This is a genomic window from Gluconobacter sphaericus, from assembly GCF_016757795.1.
Lineage (GTDB): Bacteria > Pseudomonadota > Alphaproteobacteria > Acetobacterales > Acetobacteraceae > Gluconobacter > Gluconobacter sphaericus.
Genome location: NZ_CP068419.1, coordinates 606728 through 628464, shown reverse-complemented (window position 1 = coordinate 628464; position 21737 = coordinate 606728). Strand labels below are relative to the sequence as shown.

At 56.1% G+C, this 21737-nt stretch carries 12 protein-coding genes and 2 pseudogenes; 7 read left to right on the top strand and 7 right to left on the bottom strand.

Features of this window, described 5'->3' with window-relative positions; genetic code table 11:
• The first annotated feature begins 37 nt into the window (after window positions 1-37).
• Window positions 38-2458 (top strand): TonB-dependent receptor, encoded by a 2421-nt coding sequence (locus tag IGS75_RS03115; RefSeq protein WP_202257540.1) that lies wholly within the window; start codon window positions 38-40, stop codon window positions 2456-2458.
• A gap of 72 nt (window positions 2459-2530) precedes the next feature.
• On the opposite strand, the gene IGS75_RS03110 is transcribed toward IGS75_RS03115, so the two are convergent.
• The 3 genes from IGS75_RS03110 to pgm form a co-directional block, all read right to left on the bottom strand.
• Window positions 2531-3823 carry an NAD(P)/FAD-dependent oxidoreductase gene (locus IGS75_RS03110; RefSeq protein ID WP_202257539.1) on the bottom strand — a complete coding sequence of 431 codons (1293 nt, stop codon included), beginning with the start codon at window positions 3821-3823 and terminating at the stop codon, window positions 2531-2533.
• A 257-nt stretch (window positions 3824-4080) separates the two neighbouring features.
• A complete protein-coding gene (locus IGS75_RS03105) occupies window positions 4081-5472 on the bottom strand; it encodes an NAD-dependent succinate-semialdehyde dehydrogenase (protein ID WP_202257538.1) in 1392 nt (463 codons plus the stop codon).
• A gap of 558 nt (window positions 5473-6030) precedes the next feature.
• Complete coding sequence (gene pgm / locus IGS75_RS03100) at window positions 6031-7677, bottom strand: phosphoglucomutase (alpha-D-glucose-1,6-bisphosphate-dependent) (RefSeq protein ID WP_202257537.1); 1647 nt, start codon at window positions 7675-7677, stop codon at window positions 6031-6033.
• Window positions 7678-8148: 471 nt separating this feature from the next.
• On the opposite strand from pgm, the pseudogene IGS75_RS03095 reads away from it, so the two are divergent.
• Window positions 8149-8441, top strand: a pseudogene (locus IGS75_RS03095) (IS5/IS1182 family transposase); the annotation flags it as partial.
• 109 nt (window positions 8442-8550) lie between these two features.
• On the opposite strand, the gene IGS75_RS03090 reads toward IGS75_RS03095, so the two are convergent.
• Genes IGS75_RS03090 through IGS75_RS03080 form a run of 3 tightly spaced genes read right to left on the bottom strand, consistent with a single transcriptional unit; the run spans window position 8551 to window position 14529 of the window.
• Entirely contained in the window at window positions 8551-10119 is a 1569-nt protein-coding gene (locus tag IGS75_RS03090; protein WP_202257536.1) for an efflux transporter outer membrane subunit, read from the bottom strand.
• A 1-nt stretch (window position 10120) separates the two neighbouring features.
• Window positions 10121-11305 (bottom strand): efflux RND transporter periplasmic adaptor subunit, encoded by a 1185-nt coding sequence (locus IGS75_RS03085; protein WP_141353516.1) that lies wholly within the window; start codon window positions 11303-11305, stop codon window positions 10121-10123.
• Window positions 11305-14529 (bottom strand): efflux RND transporter permease subunit, encoded by a 3225-nt coding sequence (locus tag IGS75_RS03080; protein ID WP_202257535.1) that lies wholly within the window; start codon window positions 14527-14529, stop codon window positions 11305-11307. The genes IGS75_RS03085 and IGS75_RS03080 overlap by 1 nt, the downstream gene beginning before the upstream one ends.
• A gap of 388 nt (window positions 14530-14917) precedes the next feature.
• On the opposite strand from IGS75_RS03080, the pseudogene IGS75_RS03075 reads away from it, so the two are divergent.
• Window positions 14918-15608: pseudogene (locus tag IGS75_RS03075) on the top strand (IS5/IS1182 family transposase); the annotation flags it as partial.
• Window positions 15609-15986: 378 nt separating this feature from the next.
• Window positions 15987-16772 carry a siderophore-interacting protein gene (locus IGS75_RS03070; RefSeq protein ID WP_141353512.1) on the top strand — a complete coding sequence of 262 codons (786 nt, stop codon included), beginning with the start codon at window positions 15987-15989 and terminating at the stop codon, window positions 16770-16772.
• Window positions 16773-17195: 423 nt separating this feature from the next.
• Here the strand turns inward: IGS75_RS03070 and IGS75_RS03065 are convergent, their stop codons facing one another.
• Window positions 17196-18284, bottom strand: coding sequence for an alkene reductase (locus IGS75_RS03065; RefSeq protein ID WP_202257534.1), 1089 nt, complete (start codon window positions 18282-18284; stop codon window positions 17196-17198).
• A 118-nt stretch (window positions 18285-18402) separates the two neighbouring features.
• Here IGS75_RS03065 and IGS75_RS03060 point away from each other — a divergent pair, with 118 nt between their 5' ends.
• The 3 genes from IGS75_RS03060 (at window position 18403) to IGS75_RS03050 (ending at window position 21733) form a co-directional block, all read left to right on the top strand.
• Window positions 18403-19311: a LysR family transcriptional regulator gene (locus IGS75_RS03060; RefSeq protein ID WP_202257533.1), complete on the top strand. Its 909-nt coding sequence runs from the start codon at window positions 18403-18405 to the stop codon at window positions 19309-19311.
• A 52-nt stretch (window positions 19312-19363) separates the two neighbouring features.
• Entirely contained in the window at window positions 19364-20971 is a 1608-nt protein-coding gene (locus IGS75_RS03055) for a Na+/H+ antiporter (RefSeq protein WP_146862630.1), read from the top strand.
• A 144-nt stretch (window positions 20972-21115) separates the two neighbouring features.
• A complete protein-coding gene (locus IGS75_RS03050; protein ID WP_202257532.1) occupies window positions 21116-21733 on the top strand; it encodes a YceI family protein in 618 nt (205 codons plus the stop codon).
• The last annotated feature ends 4 nt before the right edge of the window (window positions 21734-21737 follow it).

The following is a 21737-nucleotide window of genomic DNA, read 5'->3' as shown; positions in this document are numbered from 1 at the left end:
CGCATTATCCCTGCTGACCTGCTCAGGTGGACTGTCTATGTGTAAACGATCCGGCGTTCTGCACTTCGCTCTTTCGGTAACGACGATACTGTCTGCCGTTTTTCCTTCGTCCCTCATGGCCGCGACCCGTCATCCGGCCGTTGTGCATAAACATGCCTCCCGGGCTGCGGCTCCGGCTCCACGCGTGCATCGTCAAGTTGGGCCTTATATCAGCCAGAGTGCGGAAAGCATGGCAGTTATGGCCCGTCATCCGCCGCGCGGTACAGTCGAGACTGTCAGTCAGAAAATGCTGGCAGAAGCACCGGCCGGAACGAACCCGATGAAGGTGATCTCCCAGCTTCCCGGCATCGTGTTCCAGTCCGGTGATGCACAGGGTCTCGATACCTGGAGTTCCCAGATTTTCATGCATGGTTTCCAGCAGCAGGAAATCGGCATGACGCTTGATGGGATGCCGCTCGGGGAAATGACGTACCGGAATTATAACGGTCTGAACCCGATCATGGCGATCTCGTCGGAGAACGTGGCGCGCATTGACGTATCGCAGTCCGCCGGTGCGGAGAGCATGGCGGCGAGTAACAATCTGGGCGGCGGGCTGAGCTATGTTTCGATGACGCCGTCGGACAAAATGGGGGGCACGGCTGCGGCGGGTTTTGGCAGCTACAGCACCTATCACACGTTCCTGCGTTTCGAGAGCGGCAAGCTCAACTCCAGTGGTACGAAGTTCTATACGTCCTACATGCGTAACGATAGCGGGATGTGGAAGGGCTATGGCGAGCAGTTCATGCAGCAGGTGAACGCCAAGCTCGTGCAGCCGATCGGCCATGACAGCTCGATTTCGGCATTCTTTGACTGGAGCGACTTGCACCAGAACACCTATCCGGACATCTCTCCACAGATTATCAAGCGGGTGGGCTATGGCTTGTCTAGCTACGAGAACGGCAGAAATTCCGGCTATATTGCAGCCGTGAATGCAGCGAACGGGATCTATCCGGGGAAGGTCGGCACGCTCGATGATCCGGCAGATGCGGCCTATTATGATGGCAGCACGAATACGGTCGATACGTTTGGCGGGATTAAGGCCGATCTGCGCCTGACGGATCGTCTGACCTGGAATACCACTGCCTACGGACATGGCGAACGCAACCAGACATCCTGGGCAACGCCCTATTTCCCGTCGCCCACGGGATCGCCAGTCAGCGAACTGATGAAGGAGCCGGAAATCAGGCGTTTCGGCATCGTCTCGGCACTGCATTACGATATCGCGCGCAATCATATCGGTGCGGGCGTCTGGTACGAAAACAACAGCTACATGTCGCCTATGAACGCCTATGCGCAGCCGGCGGTGGTGAATGGCGTGGTTCAGGGAAGGGTGCATGATCCGCTGACCCAGTGGCGCGATCCGTTCGCTCAGATCTTTAACCAGAACTACAACACCAACACATTCACGGCCTTCGTGCAGGACACCTATAACGTGCTGCCGAACCTGGCCCTGCATTTCGGCTTCAAGTCCCTGCTGAGCACGACGCGCGTCGGTGACGGTTATCTGAACCAGGATTATTACGGCGCGGGTTCCGCGATCGCGAGCGGCGTGGGGTTGACGGTCGCCAAGCCGTTTCTGCCGCATATCAGCGCGGACTGGCATTTCCTGAAGGACCACGAGCTGTATTTCGATATTTCGGAAAACGCCCGGACTTATGCTGAATCCGGCTACAAACTCTCGACCTCACCTTTTGCAGTGTCGCAGGCCGCTTATGACGATACGAAATCCACAATTCGTCCTGAGACGGCATGGACCTATGCGATCGGCTATCGCTACACAGGCAAGATGGTTGCCGCGACAGTTTATGCGTATCGAACCAACTACAACAACCGCCTTCAGCAGATCACGGAAGGGCCGGTCGTTAATCCGATCTCGGCCGTTTCGAACGTGGGCGGGGTGACGATGAATGGCGTGGATGCGGGCCTGACGCTGATGCCGTTCCGTGGTTTCGCACTGACCAACTCCGTCAGCTACAACCACGGTGTTTATGATCAGAACCTTGTCAGCGGTGCCACGGTCTACGCGACGAAGGGTCAGCAGGTCGTGAATTATCCGCGCTTCATGTACAAAGGGCGCGTGTCATACGAATGGCGCGGCATGACGGCCTATGCCGATGGTAGCTACACGGGCACGCGCAATTACAGCTACACGGGTGACGTCAAGGCACCTGGCTACTGGCTGACGAATGTGGGTGTGCAGTACAGTTTCGGAAACATGAAGAAGTACAATCGCTATCTGGGCGCCATTAAAAACCTGACGGTCGCGTTCAACGGCTCCAATCTGACGAACAAGCGTTATATTTCCACGATGGGTCAGAACGGTAATCCGGCGGATATCGCCTCGGGCGCGCTAACGGATCAGTCCATGCAGATCGGTGCACCGCGCATGTTCTTCGGAAGCGTGCGAGCAGACTTCTAGGACAAAAAGCCCGTGGCTTGGGACGCGGGCTTTTTTTTGCTGTCAGGCGGGGTCCTCAGGTACGGATGATGCTCAGTCCAGGCGCACGGAAGGCCGGACAAAGGTCTCGACCCAGTCGGAGTAAAAGGACATCAGTCCCCGGTAATACCCGAACAGCTCGATCTGGTGCTGGCGATACAGCATCAGATGCGCCATCCGCGCCCAGAAGCCATGCGAAATACCGCCTCCCCACACGGTGCCACCCGGAAGCGCCGCCCAGCCATTATATTTTCCCAGAGCTACGATCGCGCCTTTGTTGTGGAAAATACAGCCGGGAACCTTCTGGCCACGTTCGATCCAGGCGGGCAGATAGTGCGCGAGATGCCGGGCTTGCTGGCGGGCGACCTGCGCCGTGGCGGGTAGAGGATCGTTCTGAATGAAGGAGCAGTCTCCCAGGGCGAAAATCCGTTCGTCATCAATGGAGGACAGGTTCGGATTGACGAGGATCTGGCCGGTCCTGTTGAGCGTCAGCCCACCATAGGCAGTCGTGACCTCAGGGGCACGGACGCCCGCCGCCCAGACACGGAGTTTTGCAGGAACATAGGACCCGTCTTTCAGCGTGAAACCATGCTCATCAGCTGCCGCGACACGCGCATTGGTGCGGACGGTCACGCCGATATGTTCGAGTTCCTGCTGTGCCGCAGCTGAGACGGATTCCGGAAAAGCGGGCAAGATGCGCTCGCCGGACTGCAGCAGCGTGACATGCAGTTTGGGGGGAGCCTTGCCGAAAGCATGCAGGTTGTACGGCCCTACGATTTCCAGTGCTTTGTGAAGCTCCGCGGCGAGCTGGACACCGGTGGCTCCGCCGCCAACAATCGCTATGTCCAGTTCGGAATTGTTGGCGAAGGCGCGGAGCAGCTCCATCCGGAATTTTTCGTTGAACGCATTGGCATCGACGAGATTGTCGATGGACATGCAGTGTTCCTTGACGCCGGGCGTGCCGAAATCATTGGCGGTACTGCCAATCGCGATGACGATCGTGTCGTATTTCATGCGCCGGCTTTCCAGAACGACGGTGCCGTCGGCTTCCAGAAGTGGGCTGAGAACGGCCTCGCGGTTTTCGCGATCAATGGAAGCGACCTCACCAGGCCAGAACTCGAAATGGTGCCCACTGGCTTGGGAGATGAAGTTCACCTTGTCGTTTTCGTTGCTGAGCGTGCCGGAGGCAAAGCAGTGCAGCATCGGTTTCCAGACATGGGAAAAGCTCTTGTCGATCAGCGTAATGCGCGCCTTACCGGGTTTTCCCATTGACTTGCCGAGGCGGGTTGCAAGGGAAAGACCGGCAACACCGCCACCGACAATCAGAATTTCAGATCGAGACGCCATCAGTTTTCAGGCCTCCGTTCAGGGGGTGGGCGACAGAAAAAGGCACGAGGGGAGGGGCGTTTACCGCAAATCGACGCAGTAAACGGGTTATTTCGTACAGACTGTTATGGTGATTTCGGAAAGGCCGAAAATCATATTCAGGTGACTGAAATAAAGATTGATGAATTCTTTGTTGTGATCAGTAAACAACTCAAATAAACGTGATGAATTAGGAATGCGACGTGCCGAGAAAGGGGGCCCGGCACGTCGCACGCCCCTCAGATCGGGGCATCGATATCCACGATGTTGATGAGCTTGTGGTTGACGAACTCCTTGATCCCCAGTCCGACCAGCTCGCGGCCATAGCCGGAGCGGGCGATGCCGCCGAACGGAAGATCGGCCTTCGGGATCAGGGGATGGTTGATGTAGACCATCCCCGTGCGGATCTTCGACGCTACCCGCGCACCGCGGCTCTCGTCCTTGGTGAAGACCGCACCGCCCAGACCATAGGGGGAGTCATTGGCGATGCGGATGGCATCGTCCTCGTCCTTGGCGCGATAGAGCTGCGTGACCGGGCCGAAGAATTCCCAGTGACGGGCTTCATTATTTTCGTGCAGGTTTGTCATCAACAGCGGCTGGAAGAAGGAACCCTTCGTAGGAACCGGTGCGCCGATGGCTTCGACCGTCGCGCCATGCTTCTTGGCATCCTCGACCTGTCTGCACAGATCATCAGCAGCACCTTGCGAGCAGAGCGGCGCAAGCGTGGTGGACGGGTCCATCGGGTCACCGGCCTTCAGCTCGGAAACGCCCTTCTTGTAGAGCTCCAGGAAGCGGTCATAGATTGCGTCCGCTACAATGATACGCTTGGCCGAAACACAGACCTGACCGGCATTCCAGTGACGGCCCATGACGGCCCATTTCGCAGCCTTTTCGACGTTCGCATCATCCAGAACGATGAAGGCATCGGCGCCACCAAGTTCCATCGTGGCTTTCTTCAGTGCCTTGCCCGCCGTGCCCGCAATGATGACGCCAGCCCCTTCCGACCCTGTCAGGGCCACGCCGCAGACGCGGGGATCGTTCAGGATCATCTCCGTATGGGGACGGGCGAGATAGAGATTGCGGAACAGGCCCTTGGGTAGTCCGGCCTCATTCATCAGGTCCTCGCAGATGGCGGCACACTGCGGCAGGTTGGATGCGTGTTTGAGCAGAACCGCATTACCGGCCGAAAGCTGCGGGGCAATGATGCGAACGACCTGATAGAACGGGAAGTTCCAAGGCTCGATGGCCAGAACAATTCCGAGAGGCTCGTGAACTAGCGTAGCCTTGCCTTCGGCCGGATCGGCGACTGGAAGCGTCTCGGGTTTCAGCAGTTCTTCGGCATATTTGGCGTAATATTCAAAGATTTCGGCTGAGAGAATGATCTCCAGTTTCGACTCTGTGAACAGCTTGCCCATTTCCAGCGTGCCGAGGCGGGCGTATTTGTCGACGTCGCGGCGTAGGATTGCTGCGGCGGCAGTCATGATCTTCGCCCGCTCGGCAAAGGGGGTGTCGCGCCAGCTTTCGAAAGCCGTATGGGCTTCTGTGAGGGCCGTCTGGACTTCTGCATCCGTTGCGTTGGGAAAGGTCTTGAGGACTTCGCCAGTCAGGGGATTTGTCGTTGCGTAGGCCATTTTTACCTCGTTACCGATAAAGAGAAGGCGACAGGGCGCAGAGCGTCCGGGCGTGAGAGGCTTTGTTTCTGGATTTTGTGCTGAACAAGGACAGTATATGCGGTCCCAGATAGAATAGTGGATCTGATAAGATCAGGTCGTTGGCACAAATACTCTACGGGATTACAGCCGATCTTCAACATCCATTTCGTCCTTCATCCGGATTGCAAACAGAGAGACTGTCGAGAAACAGAGTGTCGTCAAAATATGGCACCCAGTGCCAGAAATGGGTATTATCCAAATCGCGGATGATGACCAGAGCGTGGTCATCACATGGATGTGAGGCCCGACAGCAGATCTGTGGCCCTGGGGCGGTGCAGGTAATGCAGGATTGCTGAAAATGTGGAGAAAATCCGATCGTCCAGTCACGCGGGATTTTCTCACCAGGCATGACTGTCCATCCGCACTTTTATGGAGGCGGACGGGATTTTCAGGGCCGGAAAAGGGGAGTCGCTGGCCTCAGGGGCGCAGGCAAAGAATTCCCGGGACATAAGCCATGTCCCGGGGGGCAGCCGTGAATCAGGCCGCGAAAACCTTGGAGATGGCGTCCTGCGCTTCCTGCTGGATGGCCCGCAGATGCTCCTCGCTGACGAAGCTTTCGGCATAGATCTTGTAAACGTCTTCCGTGCCGGAAGGGCGTGCGGCGAACCACCCGTTCTCGGTCACAACCTTCAGGCCACCAATCGGCGCATCATTACCCGGCGCACGGGTGAGCTTGCTGATGATCTTATCCCCTGCCAGCACCTCCAGCGGGAACTGCTCGGGCGTGAGCTTGCTGAGCTTGGCCTTCTGTTCCGGATTGGCGGCCGCGTCGATGCGCTCGTAATAGGGCGTCCCGAGGCGTGAGATGATCTCGTGATAATGCACGCTGGGGTTCTTGCCGGTCTTGGCCGTAATTTCAGCCGCCAGCAGACCCAGAATGAGCCCGTCCTTGTCCGTGGTCCAGACGGTGCCATCCCGACGCAGGAAGGTCGCGCCCGCGCTTTCCTCGCCGCCAAAGCCCAGCGAGCCATCCATCAGTCCCGGCACGAACCATTTCAGCCCGACCGGAACCTCAACCAGCTTGCGGCCCATGTCTTTCGCCACGCGGTCAATCAGCCCGCTGCTGACGAGCGTCTTACCGACGCCGAGTTCCGGGCTCCAGTCCGGACGGTTCCGGAACAGGTAGGAAATCGCCACCGCAAGATAATGGTTCGGATTCATCAGCCCGTCAGGCATGGCGACGATGCCATGACGGTCAGCGTCGGTGTCATTGGCAAACGCAACGTCAAAGCGGTCGCCCATCTCGATCAGTCGCGCCATGGCATAGGGGGAGGAGCAGTCCATGCGGATCTGCCCGTCCCAGTCAGCGGTCATGAAGGAGAACGTCGGATCCACCACGTCGCTGATGACGGTGGCATGAAGGCCGTAGCGCTCGATGATGGGCTTCCAGTACGCAACAGCAGCTCCGCCCAGCGGATCGATGCCGATCTTCACGCCCGCATCGCGGATCGCCTTCATGTCGATGACCGAGTCCAGATCGTCCACATAAGGCGTGATGAAATCGTAGCCCCGGATGCAGGCTTCCTGCCTGGCCTGCTCGTAAGGCAGACGCTTGACGTCCTTCAGCCCGTTGGCGAGGAACTCATTGGCCATGTCCTGAATGGCCTTGGTGATCGCCGTATCGGCCGGTCCACCATTGGTCGGGTTGTATTTGAACCCGCCATCGGCCGGGGGATTATGCGACGGCGTGATGACCACACCATCGGCCAGACCCGTGGTGCGACCCTTGTTGTAGGTCAGGATGGCGTGGGAAATGACAGGTGTCGGCGTATAGCCGCCGTTTTCGTCAATCCGGACGTCGATGCCATGAGCCGCAAAAACCTCAATGGCGGATTTCTGCGCCGGGCCGGACAGGGCGTGGCTGTCCATGCCGATGAAAAGCGGGCCATCAATGCCCTCGGCCTTGCGATGGCGGCAGATGGCTTCGCAGATGGCGAGGATATGGTTCTCGTTGAAGCTGGTATGCAGCGAGGAACCCCGGTGACCGGACGTGCCGAACGAAACGCGCTGTGTGGAAATCAAAGGATCGGGCTTGCGGTCATAATAAGCTGCGATCAGGGCGGGAATATCGGTCAGCTTGTCGGAAGAAAGCGTTTTGCCGGCCAGAGGGCTGAGATGGGCCATTACTTCAAAATCCTTGCATTCGCCATTGGGCATTGCCGTCGGTTAACGGCCGTAACGCATGAGTGCCCGGTCAGGGCGCCTCGTTAGGGCAGGAAAACTTGTATCCGGGTCGATGTCCAGAGAGGCGCGTCAGTTCTGTGAAGATTGCACCCCGACCAGCCCGGCTGGAACGGACGTCATGCAGATTGCATGATGGTCCCGCGAAACAGAGAGCTAGAAGCGGAGACAGATTGATCCGAACTCCTGTAGAAATGATTTTTAGCGGACTGCACAGTCTTGTGTCGGTCTGCGCCATTCAGTCCGCCGCTGGAAGCGTTTTTCCGCCCCCTCGGAAACGTGATCCGATCCGAGGTTATCCCCACTGCGGAAAACGGTCGTCTCTGACGTTATCCCCGCGCCGTCATTCAGGCGCTGAAAAATTGTCGCCTGATAAGAAAGCGCCCTTGCGCGTGGCGCTCGGAGGCCTCGTTCTATCGCTTAAAAGCCGATGAAGATTTCATGGAAGAGCAGAATTTTGTCTCAAAGCTTCGCAGGAAGAAGCCGTATCTCAAGCTTATGCCTCGGCATATCCAGAGATCTCATGCCGGAAAGTCAGTGATCCGATCACGCGTCGAGCATGTTTTTATCGAACAGAAATCACAGATTGAATTATTCGTTCGAACCGTGGGCATCACACGGGTCACTATGAAGATTGGGCTGGCCAATATCGTCTACAGCATGCAGCGCTCTCTCTCTTCTGGGAGAGGATTAGTGCGAGCGCATAGCAATCCAGAGCCTGGAATTTTCGCTCTGCACAAGTCGCAGAGCGAAAATTAAGTCCAGGAACCAGAAATTAACTTGCCTAAAAATAAAATTAGGCAAAAGAAAAATCAATCAGTGCTTCTTTGGACCACCCAGGTTTTCGAACTGTTCCGGATGTTGGGACGCTGTGACTTCTCCAACCGGCTTTGGGTGGTGCAGGTTATCGTATTGCAGCGGAGTGATTGAGAGGGTCTGGTCCATGGTCGGCAGGTCCTTCACGTTCCAGCCGCCGCCGAGGCTGCGGATCAGGTCCACGTCCGCGCGATACAGCTGTGTCGCGATCTCGACCTGATGGATGCGGCTTTCCAGCGTGTTTTCCTGGCTGAAGATGGCCTCAAGATAGGTTCCGACGCCGCCCTGATAGAGCGTCATGGTCATGCTCTGCGTGGCAAGATTGGCTTTGACAGCCTGCTCCAGCGCCGCGTTTTCCTTGGTCAGACGTTCGGTCATAGACAGCCCGTCTTCCACTTCGCGGAAGGCCGACAGAACTTTCATGCGATAGCCGTCGCGCGTTTCCCGATAGGCCGACCATGTTCTTTGCAGCTCTGCCCGGCGCAGTCCGCCATCAAAGAGCGGCATGTCGAGTGTTGCGCCATAGGTCCACAGCGAATTGGCCAGATTGGCCAGATCGAAGCCATTGGCGGAGAAACCACCATTTAGGCGCAGGGCGATATGCGGATAGAAAGCCGCACGCGCAATGCCAATTTCACGATTGGCCTGTGCCATCTCGCGTTCGGATGATGCGATGTCAGGACGACGCTGGAGCAGGGTCGAAGGAACGTTCGTGGGGATCGTCGGCTGAACGAAATGGAACTCAGGGCTGGCAGGGATGTGGAAGCTCGACGGTGAGGTATTGGTCAGCACCGCGATGGCATGTTCCGTCACCTGTCTTGCGGCCTGAATGTCCAGACGCGCCGCCTGTGTCGTGTAGAGCTGGGCCTGTGCCCGCGCCAGATCGAGGCGGGGAGCCGCCTGGTTCTGAACCTGGTTTTCGGTGATATGAACGGCGCGCTCATAGTAGCCGATGGACTGCGCATAGATCGCATCCTGCGCATCGTAGCCACGAAGCTGGATGTAGTCGCGCGCAAGCTCGGCTTGCGTACTCAGGCGAGCCATCGCGAAATCGGCCGCACGCTGCTGGGCGAACTGTTTCTGTTCGCGGACGCGGTTGCGGATGGACGACCAGAAGTCAGGTTCCCACGATGCCAGACCGCCGTATTCCTCTTCGGTCTGGGTCAGGGTTGCACCGTTGCGGAACAGGCGGTCAGCGGACTGCTTGTTGTCCGACGCCCCGGCTTCAAGACTGACATGCGGAAGCAGTTCTGAACGCGCAGCCACGACAAGGGCGCGCGCCTGAATGAAGCGTTCGGCGGCGGCCTGGATGTCGCCGTTATCCGAGGTCGCGCGGGCTTCAAGATCGTTCAGCAGTGGGTCCTGAAACATGGTCCACCAGTTGGTGGGCAGTGCTGTATCCGCGGGTGTGGCCACGGCAAACGGTGCCTGCCCCTGCCATGAGGCAGGGACGACAAGGTTCGGAGCCTTATAGGTGGGCGCCAGATCGCACGCGGACAGACCAAGCAGCGACAGGGCGGTGCCGCAGACCAGGCCGGTGCGGCGGAGGCGGGAGAAGGATGGAATCATCTTACTCGTTCTCTTTTCCGAAGCCGGACTGGTTGTAGCCGCGCTGCGGCACGGTCACGTTGACCTTGTCACCTTCGAGCACATCCGCTGGCGGGTTGGCAATCACGCGGTCGTTCGGGCCGATACCAGCCTGAATTTCCGTTGCCGTATCAGCCATGCGTCCGACCGTCACGTTCTGGAAATGGACCGTGTTGTCGTCCCGCACCACAGCGAGCTGCATGCCCTTTTCCTGAAAGACCAGAGCACTCGTGGGAACTTCGTAGAGATGCGAGTTCTCATTGTTCGCCTTGAGCTCTACCGAAGCAAAGGTGCCCGGCCACAGAACTTCGTTCGGGTTGTCCATTTCGAACTCTGTGGTGGAGGTACGGGTGTTCGGATCATAGCCGCGTGCGGTCGTCAGGAAGTTCGCCTTGAACTTGCGGTCCTTGAACTGCGGTACGCTAACGTCGGCTGTGATGTCCGGCTGAAGAACATACTGGAAAACTTCCGGCACGGAGACGAAGAGACGCAGCTTGTGCACGTCAGCCACGGTGAAGAGTTCGGAGGCCGCACCGGCAGCGTTGAGATTGCCGCCGCCGTCATGGACGTAGTCGCCGACATTGATGTCACGCGAGGTCACGATACCATCGAAGGGTGCAACGATCGTCTTGAAGCGTTCGAGTGCCTCGAAATGCGCAACGTTCCGTTCGGCGGCTTCGACCTGCGCCTTGGCGGACTGCTGGTCAGCCTGTGCGACCGAGACAGACTGCCCCGAGACGGACTGGGAGCGGCCCATGGCCTGCCAGCGCTGGAGCGTGACATTGGACAGGTTGTACTTTGCCATGATCGACGCAAGATCGGCCTTCGCCTGTGCGTATTGCGCGTCCAGCGCTGGGGCGTTGATCTCGGCCAGAACGTCGCCCTGCTTCACGCGGGCACCGTAGTCCTTGTACCACATCTTCACATAGCCCGAGACCTGCGGATAGATCGGCGCCTGATACCAGGCGTCAATATTGCCGGGCAGCGTCAGGGCGACCTTCTTGGGTGACTGGATCGGCTTGACGACGGCAACGTCGGGCAGAGCATTTTCCTTGGTCTCGACCGCGAGGGCAGTAGAGACATGGATGCGGTCAACCACGATATAGCCGACATAGAGCGCGAGGAGGCACCCTCCCGCAGCGGCGATGAGTTTGGGGGAGGTAGCCATCAGGCGATTTCCTTCTGACGCGATGTGCGGTTGTGGAGGATTGCGTAGACGCAGGGAACAAAGAGGAGAGTCGAGATCGTTGCGACGATCAGGCCACCAATCACGGCGCGGCCGAGAGGCGCGTTGGTCGAGTTCGATGTTGCCATCGGGATCATGCCCACGACCATGGCCAGTGCGGTCATGATGACCGGACGGATACGGCCATAACCGGCTTCAATAGCGGCTTTAAGCGCATCGCCGTGGATTTCAAGGCGTTCACGGGCAAAGGACACCACGAGGATCGAGTTCGCGGTTGCGGTTCCCATGCACATGATGGCGCCCGTCAGGGCCGGCACGGACAGGCGTGTCTGTGTAAGGAACAGAGCCCATGCGATGCCGCCGAGTGCACCCGGCAGAGCCGTGATGATGATGAACGGGTCCAGCCAGGACTGAAAGTTCACCACGATCAGCAGATAGATCAGGACGATCGAGATCGCGAGACCGAGGATGAGCTGCTTGTAGGCGCCTGCCATTGTCGTGGCCTGACCATGGATATCCACAGCCGTTGAGCGCGGCAGGTTGTGAGCGTCCTTGGCGGCGACGTGGCGAACCTGATCAAGCACCGAACCCAGATCCTTGCCCTCGACGTTCACATAGATGTCGATCTCGGACATGGAGTTGTAGTGCGAGACCTCACCCGGAGTGCCCGTTGCGACGACGTCGGCAATGGCACCCATGAGCTGGATCTTGTCGTTCGGGTCACCGTCTCCCTTGTCGACCGGAATGGTCAGGAGATCAGACAGGTGGGTCAGCTGGTCCTGTGACGTATAGACGTTCAGCGGGAACGTCACGTTGTCGACTGGATCAAGCCAGAACTGCGGATCAACGACGACCGAGCCGGACAGCGTTAACAGTTCGTTGGTGGCGAGATCAGCTTCAGTAACGCCTGTTGCCTGGCTGAAGGTACGATTACCATTCACCATCAGCGTTGGCGTGGACATGGTCTGCTGGATATTCACGTCTGCCGTGCCCGGGATCTGGCGAATCAGCCCGATCAGGTGCTTGGCATAGTTGTAGTTCTCCATGGCATCCGGGCCGGAAAGCTGGATGTCGATGGGAGCAGCGGAGCCGAAGTTCAGGATCTTGTTTGTCAGATCCGCAGGCTGGAAGGTGAAGACCGTTCCCGGGAAGCGCTTGGAGAGATCCTTGCGCAGAAGGGCACGGTAATCCCAGACGGGGGATTCAGCGTTCTTCAGGGCGATCGTCAGATCGCAATCCTGCGTCCCGACAGATGGGGTCGGAATGAAGGCCTGGTTATGCGGTCCTTCCGGCAGGCCACAGTTCGAGATGATGTTCTCGACCTTGCCCGGCAGAAGCTGGTTGATGCGGTCATCCACAAGGGCGGCAATCCGGCCTGCGACTTCAATACGCGTTCCGAGCGGTGCGCGCATGTGCATCTGAAGGGCATCGGATTTCACTTCGGGGAAGAAGTCCCGTCCTGCGACGAAATAGAGCCCCATGGATGCGATGGACAGCATCATGAAGACGCCGACAAAAGCGCCACGGCGTTCCACACAGCGTGTGAGGATTGTGTTGTATCCTTCACGGAAGCTGGTGAAGCGCGCCTCGAAGCCCTTCTGGAAGCGGCTGAAGAAGCCGGACGGCGGACGCTGGGTCGCATGCGGATTCGAGATGTCGATCGCAGAGTCATGAATTCCGTGCGGGTCTTCATCCGGGCCGGGTGCGCCGGCCGGGTGATGCACATGACCTGCGAGAAGGTACTTCGCCATGGTCGGAACAAGGGTTCGCGACAGGATGAAGGACGCGATCATCGCGAACATAATGGCAAGGGCCATCGGCATGAATAGGTAACCTGCAACGCCATCCAGCTCGAACAGCGGCAGCCAGACAATGCAGATGCAGGTCGTGGAGACGAAGGTCGCGATGACGATCTGGTTTGCCGCATCAATGATGGCGGTTTCGAGATCCTTGCCCATTTCGAGATGGGTATCGATGTTCTCGATCATCACTGTAGCGTCGTCGACGAGAATACCGACCGCGAGCGCGAGGCCACCCAGCGTCATGACGTTGATCGACTGACCGGCCCATCCAAGAGCGATAATCGAGCACAGGATGGCGAGCGGAATTGAGGTCGCGATAATGACCGTCGAGCGCCAGGAACCGAGGAAGAGCAGAACCACGATACCGGTCAGGAACGACGCGGTAATCATTTCCTGAACCACATCCTTGATCTGATCCTTCACCATGATGGAGGCGTCAGACAGAATGGAGATATGGACGTCAGGCGGCAGGATCGCTTTCAGGCGCGGAAGAAGGGCCTTGGTCGCTGCGACAACGTCGAGCGTCGAGGCTGTTCCGCCCTTCTGCGTGATGATTTCAACGCCCTGGCGGCCCTTAACGAGAACCAGATTCGTCTGGGGATGCCCGCCGCGATACACATCTGCAACATCGCGGATATAGATCACGGCATTCCCGACGCGCTTCACCGGAATACTGCCAATGTCTTCCATCGACTCAGGTGTCGCATTCGTCTGCACCATCCAGTCGGTCGCGTCGATCTTCTGGTCACCTGCGGGAAGAACGATGTTCTGAGCTGTTAGGGCCGCTTGAACATCAGAGGCCGTCAGGTGATGCGCGAGGAGCTGCTTCTGGATGAGGGACACCATTACGAAGCTGTCCATACCACCATACGGATGCGCTACGACTGCGCCAGGAACCGTTGCAAGGAGTGGCCGTACTCGAATAACACCGAGTTTGAACAAGTCAGATGGTGTCTGCTTGTCGGACGTCATTTGAAGCGCAATGACAGGAACCTGCGAAGGGTTCAGGGCCACAATCATTGGCGCAGGCACTTTGGGAGGCAGTCCCAGAAGCACCGTTTGGGCAATGGCCGTGACCTCAGCTTCAGCAGTTCCGACCGGAGTACCCGGCTGGAAATAGAGGTTCACAATCGAGCGGCCGTAATAGGAGTTGGACTCCATATGCTCGATGTTCTGAACGGTCGTGGTTACGGCCAGTTCGAAGTTATAGGTGATACGGCCTGCAAACTGCTGAGGCAAAAGCCCCGGATAAGTCCAGATTGCCGCAACGACCGGTACCTTGATGTCTGGAAAGACATCGGTCGGCGTCTTGAGGATCGACATCACGCCAAGCAGCACGATCATGATCGATAGAACGACAAAGGTAAGTGGTCGCCTTAGCGCGGTGACGACAATGGCATTCATTCAGCTCGGTCCCCGACAAAGGTAGCAAGGATAGGGAAAGCGGGACGATACGGGTCTTGAAACACAACGTCTTTTAAATCGTGTTTTATGGATTTTTTTTAATATTTCTGAGAATGTAACAAAACATCTATATAAATTCGACCATTTTTAATAAAAAATATTGTTTTTCATCAACGGTAATTTCTCACCTTCATAAATAGAGTTTCTGGCTTGTTGGGGTAAATATGGATCAAATGAATATTATCTGTGGTAATTGTGTGGTTGCAATAAAATAATTTAACAATATTTATAAATATAAAATTTATCTGGTTCTATAGTTATGGCTATGATTTCATTTTTAATTTGATTGGCGGGGGGTGGAAGATGAAGTGGTCCGGATTGTTTGATGTTGAGGGCCGCTTGCGCGATTGACGGTCTGTTCAATCGCTTTGGCGCAACCCTGCGTAAGGCTGGTTATTCTGTCGATGTGGGGCCAGATCCTGGATGTTACATTGGTGGCTGCTCCAAAGCAGTGTAAAACGAACGCAGAGAAAGCGGATCTCCGGGCAGGGCGTATTCCCGAAGACTGGCAGGGTAAGTCATCCAAATTGTCCCACAAGGATCGCCATGCGCGTTGGACACTGAAGTTCACCAAAGCGAAGCAACAGGATGATGGAAGCATGCCATCGAGTAATCTTATCATCCTGCCCTTTGGCTACAGACCACACATCTCCATCAACCGGCAGTTCCGTTTCATCCGGAAGTGGAAGACAACTGATGCCGTTGCCGGTGATGGCGCGCTGTTGAGAGAGGCCTGCTGGATAAAACCAACACGGCCTCTAGCGTTTGGGCAGGCACGGCCTATCGCTCAAAAGCCAATGAGGATTTCTTGGAACAGCAGGGCTTTGTCTCAAAGGTTCACAGGAAAAAGCCGCATTTCAAGCTCACGCCCGAGCATCTCTTTTCCGACCAGAAATCGCAGACGGGATTCTTCATCCGAACTGTCGGTATCATACGGGTCACCATGAGGATCGGGCTGGCCAATATTGTCTATAAATATGCGCCGTTTTCTCTTGTTGAAGATGATTGGTGCGAGCGCAGAGAAGTTTTGTGCAGTAATCTCTCATTTTAAGCAAAAAGATAGAAAAAATTCCATCAACAATATCTTCTTATTTTATTTAAATAATTGTTCTTTGGTGGGAATATTATTAATCATAAGTAATTTTGTTGTTTTTAAATATTTTAAATTTTCTCTTTTTTATTGGTATTGACATTGGGTAAAGGGAATGCCGAGAAAATAGTTGACAGACTCGGGTTCTGAAGGGTCTGCTTCGAGGGTTAAGAGCGATCTTTGTACGATCGCACTTTCGTATGCGTTAACGTGAAACAACGCGCAGAAACTGACAGTAGAATGCTGGCAGCCTGTGCGTCTGTGTATCTACAGTCACCGGTTTGCCGGCAGATAGGGATACATGGTCATGAAGCTTTTTCAGTCTTTCTCAAATCGTGGTGCCAGTCCCGAGATTCGGCGTGTGCGACATGAACTTGTCCGACGTCGTCTCGAGGTCCATGTTGTTGAGCATCTTACTTCCCACATGATTCGTATTACTCTGGGGGGGCGCGAGCTTGCCGGTTTTACCAGTCTGGCTCCTGATGATCACATTAAGATCTTTGTACCAGGGCCGGATGGGACATTGACGCCGCGTGATTATACGCCGCGTCAATATGACCCGCAGAATGGGACGTTATGCCTGGACTTCGTCAACCACCCTGGCGGACCAGCTGCAGCTTGGGCGAGGTCTGCCAGACCTGGTGATTATCTGGAAATCGGCGGTCCGCGTGGGTCGCAGATTGTTTCCGGACAAATTGAACACTGGCTTCTTATCGGCGACGAAACGGCGCTTCCCGCGATCGGGCGACGCGTTGAGGAAATGCCAGCTCAAATGCCGGTTACTACTCTCGTAACAGTGCCAGGGAAGGAGGACGAACAGGTGTTTGTCACTACAGCCTGTCATGTTGCTCATTGGGTTCATCGACCTATGAAACAGGCGGATGACGCTGCGGACATTCTTGCTGCTCTGAAAAATCTGGAGATTTCGGAGCGGACTTTTGTCTGGGTTGCTGCTGAAAGCCGTGTGGCAAAAGCCGTGCGTCAGTATCTTCTGGATGAACGCCGGATTCCAGTCCAGTGGATCAAAGCATCCGGCTACTGGAGCAAGGGACAAGCCGATGCTTCCGTCAAGGATGTGGGAGAGGCCGGCTGAACGTCAGGTGGTAGAATTGCAAGGATTCTGGCACTCCCCCTACAAAGGGAGGGATCGAAGAACCGCTAATTGATGCGCTTGGTACGTGATTTCCAGGCTTTTGGTGATTTAATTGACGGTTCTTTGGGGCGTTTCGATCTGCTTTTCGAGCAGATCGAGAGCTGCCACTCGCTGGATGACTAGGGTCCTGAATATCAGTAACAGATCGAATGGCGGCCCGATTTTTAACTACAAAGAAGCCGGTCTGCCTCATGCTCCACATTCAAATCAATTTAGGAGAAATGGAAATACGAAGGCAGTCTCAAAATACTGGTTTTTTGAACCATTCATCTGACTAGTTGTAATAATTATCTTCTGGACATGAGACTTTTTGCTATATTGGATTCTATTTTTAAATGATTATAGTTCCGGATGGTGCGTCATTTACAAATTTCCACTGAACGTCGGATAATCCGTATAGCCATGAAAATCTCCACCATAGAAGGTTGAACGGTCGTATCGGTTCAACGGCCAATGATTCCGTAATCGCAAGACCAGATCCGGATTGGCGATGAAGGCGCGTCCGAATGCGATCAGGTCTGCGTCCCCGGATTCCAGAAGTCTTTCGGCGCTCTCGGCTGTGAAACCGCCTGCGGCGATGATGGTTCGGGAAAAGAGGGGGCGCAGGACAGATACATCGACCGGATCGGGTTCTGCATCTACGCCGACCCGTGGTTGAACGATGTGCAGATAGGCAACCCCCATTGTCTCCAGCATCGTGGCGACATAGCTGAATGTGGCGTGTCGGTTGCTGTCGAACATTGATCCGTAAGATCCACTTGGCGTGAGTCGGACTCCGACGCGATTGGCACCCCATACGTCAATCGCCGCCTGAGTAATTTCCCGAAGAAAGCGCGCGCGGTTTTCGAGCGAGCCGCCATAGGCGTCAATGCGCTTGTTCGTGCCGTCTTGCAAAAACTGGTCGGGCAGATAGCCGTTGGCGCCGTGGATTTCCACACCGTCGAATCCTGCCTGAAGGGCGCGTGCTGCGGCTTGACGATAGGCATCGATCAGAGATGGGATTTCATTGAGTTCCAGGGCGCGGGGCATGTCATAGGGGACTGTGCCGTTGAGTGTCCATGCTGTGCCGTCGGCTCTGATAGCGGAAGGAGCAAGAGGTGCAGCGCCGTCGGGCTGAAGACTGCGTGCGGACTGACGACCGACATGCCAGAGTTGCAGGAACATACGTCCCCTTTTGGCGTGAACAGCATCCGTGATGCGTTTCCAGCCGGGGATTTGTGCATCATCGTAAATTCCAGCGGCGCGTTCAAAGCCATATCCGGTCAGGGCAACCGGAGAGGCCTCTGAAATAAGCAGACCGCCCGGCGTGGCGCGCTGGGTATAGTATTCGCGCATCAGGTCGTTGGGCAGATTGCCGATGCTGGAACGCATTCTGGTCAGGGGTGCCATGACGATGCGATGTTCGAGCCGCATGGACCCAACGAATTTCGGGGAAAAGAGAAGATCGGCCATGGGAAAAAATCCTGTGTGAAACGCGCTATCTGCGCTGTGTTCCTGAGGATGAAGATTTCCGTATTGGATTGGTAGTTATCATTTTAGTATAGAGAGAATTCCATAATGGAATAATAAAATGGATCGTCTTCAGGCCATGACCGTTTTCGTACGGGTCGTTGAAAGTGGCTCTTTTTCTGCGGCGGCGCGGCTGATGCATCTTGGGCAGCCAGCGGTCTCAAAGGCCGTTGCACAGCTTGAGCGTCAGTTGGGCGTGCAGCTTCTACTTCGCTCTGCACATGGTCTGGCACCGACGGATGCAGGGCAACGCTATTTCGAGCGTGTGGCCCGGATCGTGTCCGATGCGGAGGATGCCGATGCCGCAGCGCGTGACAGTACGTTCAGTTTGCAGGGAAGGCTTCGGGTTGCAGTTCCGACAACCTTCGGGCGGATTCAGATTGTGCCCCGTCTTGGTGAGTTTCTAAAGGAACATCCCCGACTGAAAATGGATATCGAACTTGATGACCGGCGTGTGGATCTGGTGGCGGACGGAATTGATGTTGCCATTCGCGTGGGGCCTCTGAACGACAGCACGATGATTGCAAAGCGCATGGCAAGAGGGCGGCGCTCTGTTCTTGCTACGCCCCGGTATCTGGAACAGTCCCTGGCTCTGGAGACACCGGAAGACCTTGTTCAGCATCAGGCTGTCACCTATGCGCGGGACGATGGAGAAAGATATGTTTTCCACCAACAGGGAAGAGACGTAAGCGTAACACTGAGTTCGCGTCTGAACCTGAGTGCGGCCGAAGGGATCCGGGCTGCCGTGCTTGCGGATCTGGGTCTGACCATTGCGGCGGACTGGATGTTCCTGCCGGAACTGGAACGCGGAACGGTGGTCCGCTGTCTGACGGGCTGGTCTTTGCCGCCTGTTGATCTGTGGGTCGTCTATCCTTCTGGCAGGCTGACGAGTGCCAAGGCGCGGGCTTTTTCGGATTTCGTTGCCGGAGTAGTCAGAGAACTGGAAACAGTGTCGCGTTCGATGTGCTAGATCCGGAGTCACATCCCTCTCTTCCTGAGCAGGCTGCAGCACTGGATGCAACATGTCTGATACGGCGCGTTACGAGTATTTTCTGTTTCTTCTGACTGTCATCCTGATTCTTGAGCTGTTATCGCGGAAACTGAAGCTCCCTCCTGCGGCAGCGTTCATTTTGGGAGGTACGGGGCTTGCTCTTTCGCCCTGGTCACCTGAAGTCACGATCGACCCCGAACTGGTCATGGTTGTCTTTCTTCCGCCCCTGCTGATGAGCAGTGCGTGGTTTACAGCCTGGCGGGAGTTCCGGAAAAACCTGTCCGGTATCCTTCTTCTGGCTGTTGGTACCACGACGTTCACGACCGCAGCTGTAGGGGTGGCGGCGCATCTGGTGGTGCCCGCTCTTCCATGGGCCGCGTGTTTCACGTTGGGCGCGATCGTTTCTCCGCCCGATGCAGTTGCGGCCGAAGCGGCTCTGGAGCGCCTGTCGTTACCCGGTCGTGTGACGTCCCTGCTTCAGGGGGAGAGTCTGCTGAATGATGCGACGGGGCTGGTTCTTTTCCGCTTTGGGGTTGTTGCGGCTCTGACAGGAATCTTTCGCCCGCTTCAAGCCCTGACAACATTCTGTGTTGTTTCTGTGGGCGGGGTGCTGATTGGTCTTGTCGTCGGGTTCCTGGGATTGTTTGTCATCCGCCGGTTACGCGACAGCGACATGGTTATCATTACGACAGTTCTTCTGGCCGAAGTATCTTATATTGGTGCGGACCATCTTCATGTTTCGGGTGTTCTGGCTACCGTCGCAACGGGGCTGGTTCTGGGCTGGCATCAGCACAGGGATTTTGATGCGGAGACACGTCTTCAGTCTCATGCATTCTGGAAAGTGCTTGTCTTTCTGCTGGAATCCGTTCTGTTCATTCTGATCGGGCTATCCCTTCGGGGTGTTTTGGGCCGCCTTCGGGGCACGCCTGATATTCTGCATCATCTTGTCTATCCCGTCGGGATCGTGCTGGTAGCGATGGTGTTTTCCCGGTTTGTCTGGTTGTTCGCATCGGACGGCATTGTCGGTCTGTTGCGTCGGCGCTGGCCGGAACGGTTTGCGCGTCCGTCTGTGGCCATTTCAACGATTATGGGATGGGCAGCCATGAGAGGGGTCGTGACCCTGACGGCGGCTCTTTCGCTTCCGGAAGGGTTCCCCGGACGTGATCTGGCACTGGCCTGCGCCTTTGCCTCAATTCTGGTCACCGTTCTGGTTCAGGGGACAACGCTGGCGCCTTTGATTGGGTTGCTCAGGATTAATGGGGCGTCAGAGCTGCGTGTTATCCAGTCGGATGAAAACCGGGCCTGGATTGCAGTTGCGGAGGCGCAGCTTCGTGCCATTGAAGAGGCGTCCCGCCTTCCGGACGGAAGCGAGCGCCATCCGCGTCTTCTGGAGCAATACCGCTATCGTCTGGATGTGACACTTCAGTATGCGGAGGATACTGCGAAGCATCGCCCTGAGGAAATTGCCCATTATGAAGCTGTTCTAAAAGCCATAGGAGCGGGGCGGGAGGAAATTCTGCGCCTGCATCATGCAGGGCAGATCCATGACCGGGTTCTGCGGGAAATGGAACAGGCCATGGATATGCAGGAAATCGAGGCTTCTGGTTATCTGGGGGCTTCAGAAGAAGGAATGGCATAAAAACAGGAAACAATGAGTTTCCGTTGTTTATATATATTCCTCGGGAATTCTCACTTAATTTTCTGGTCAACAAGGATGCACAACAGGCTCTTTTAGGGCCTGTTGCTCGGTCCCTGCTTTTTCATTCTGACCAGAGAACCCGACATGAAATCCTCCTTCTTTCTGCTTTCCTTTACCGCCCTGACATTTGCATCTGTCGTTCCGCATCCGGCAACAGCTCAGGTCGTCACTGCTCCTGAACAAGTTCAGTCCGGCACCTATAATGTTGAGCCCGGCCACACGCAGGTTGGCTTTTCCGTTCTGCATTTTGGGTTCACCAATTATCAGGGCGTCTTTTCGGACGTTTCCGGCACGTTGGACCTCAATGATAAAAATCCGGCTGCGTCCCATCTTTCCGTGAGCATTCCGGTTGGGTCAGTTCAGACGACCAGCGCCAAGTTGACCGAAGAACTCAAGGGCGACCAGTGGTTCAACGTGGCGCAGTATCCGAACGCCACGTTTGAATCCACCTCCGTCCGCCGCACGGGCAAGGCTGACGCCATCGTCACAGGTAATCTGACGCTTCATGGTGTGACGAAGCCTGAGACGCTCAAGGTTCATTTCATCGGCGCAGGTGTGAATGCGCTCGACAAGAAATATACAGCCGGTTTTGAAGCAACAGGCACCATCAAGCGCAGCGATTTCGGCGTGAAGATGTATGTTCCGTATGTCAGCGATGCCGTGCAGCTGCGGATTGCTGGCGCTTTCGAAAAGCAGGACTGAGTTC

Bases quoted from the DNA above. Each gene is read 5' to 3' on its own strand.
- IGS75_RS03065 (WP_202257534.1), bottom strand. From the start codon at position 18,284: ATGGCCGATCTTCTCTTTTCCCCGAAATTCGTTGGGTCCATGCGGCTC.
- pgm (WP_202257537.1), bottom strand. From the start codon at position 7,677: ATGGCCCATCTCAGCCCTCTGGCCGGCAAAACGCTTTCTTCCGACAAG.
- IGS75_RS03070 (WP_141353512.1), top strand. From the start codon at position 15,987: ATGAAGCTTTTTCAGTCTTTCTCAAATCGTGGTGCCAGTCCCGAGATT.
- IGS75_RS03110 (WP_202257539.1), bottom strand. From the start codon at position 3,823: ATGGCGTCTCGATCTGAAATTCTGATTGTCGGTGGCGGTGTTGCCGGT.
- IGS75_RS03080 (WP_202257535.1), bottom strand. From the start codon at position 14,529: ATGAATGCCATTGTCGTCACCGCGCTAAGGCGACCACTTACCTTTGTC.
- IGS75_RS03055 (WP_146862630.1), top strand. From the start codon at position 19,364: ATGTCTGATACGGCGCGTTACGAGTATTTTCTGTTTCTTCTGACTGTC.
- IGS75_RS03115 (WP_202257540.1), top strand. From the start codon at position 38: ATGTGTAAACGATCCGGCGTTCTGCACTTCGCTCTTTCGGTAACGACG.
- IGS75_RS03060 (WP_202257533.1), top strand. From the start codon at position 18,403: ATGGATCGTCTTCAGGCCATGACCGTTTTCGTACGGGTCGTTGAAAGT.
- IGS75_RS03050 (WP_202257532.1), top strand. From the start codon at position 21,116: ATGAAATCCTCCTTCTTTCTGCTTTCCTTTACCGCCCTGACATTTGCA.
- IGS75_RS03085 (WP_141353516.1), bottom strand. From the start codon at position 11,305: ATGGCTACCTCCCCCAAACTCATCGCCGCTGCGGGAGGGTGCCTCCTC.
- IGS75_RS03105 (WP_202257538.1), bottom strand. From the start codon at position 5,472: ATGGCCTACGCAACGACAAATCCCCTGACTGGCGAAGTCCTCAAGACC.
- IGS75_RS03090 (WP_202257536.1), bottom strand. From the start codon at position 10,119: ATGATTCCATCCTTCTCCCGCCTCCGCCGCACCGGCCTGGTCTGCGGC.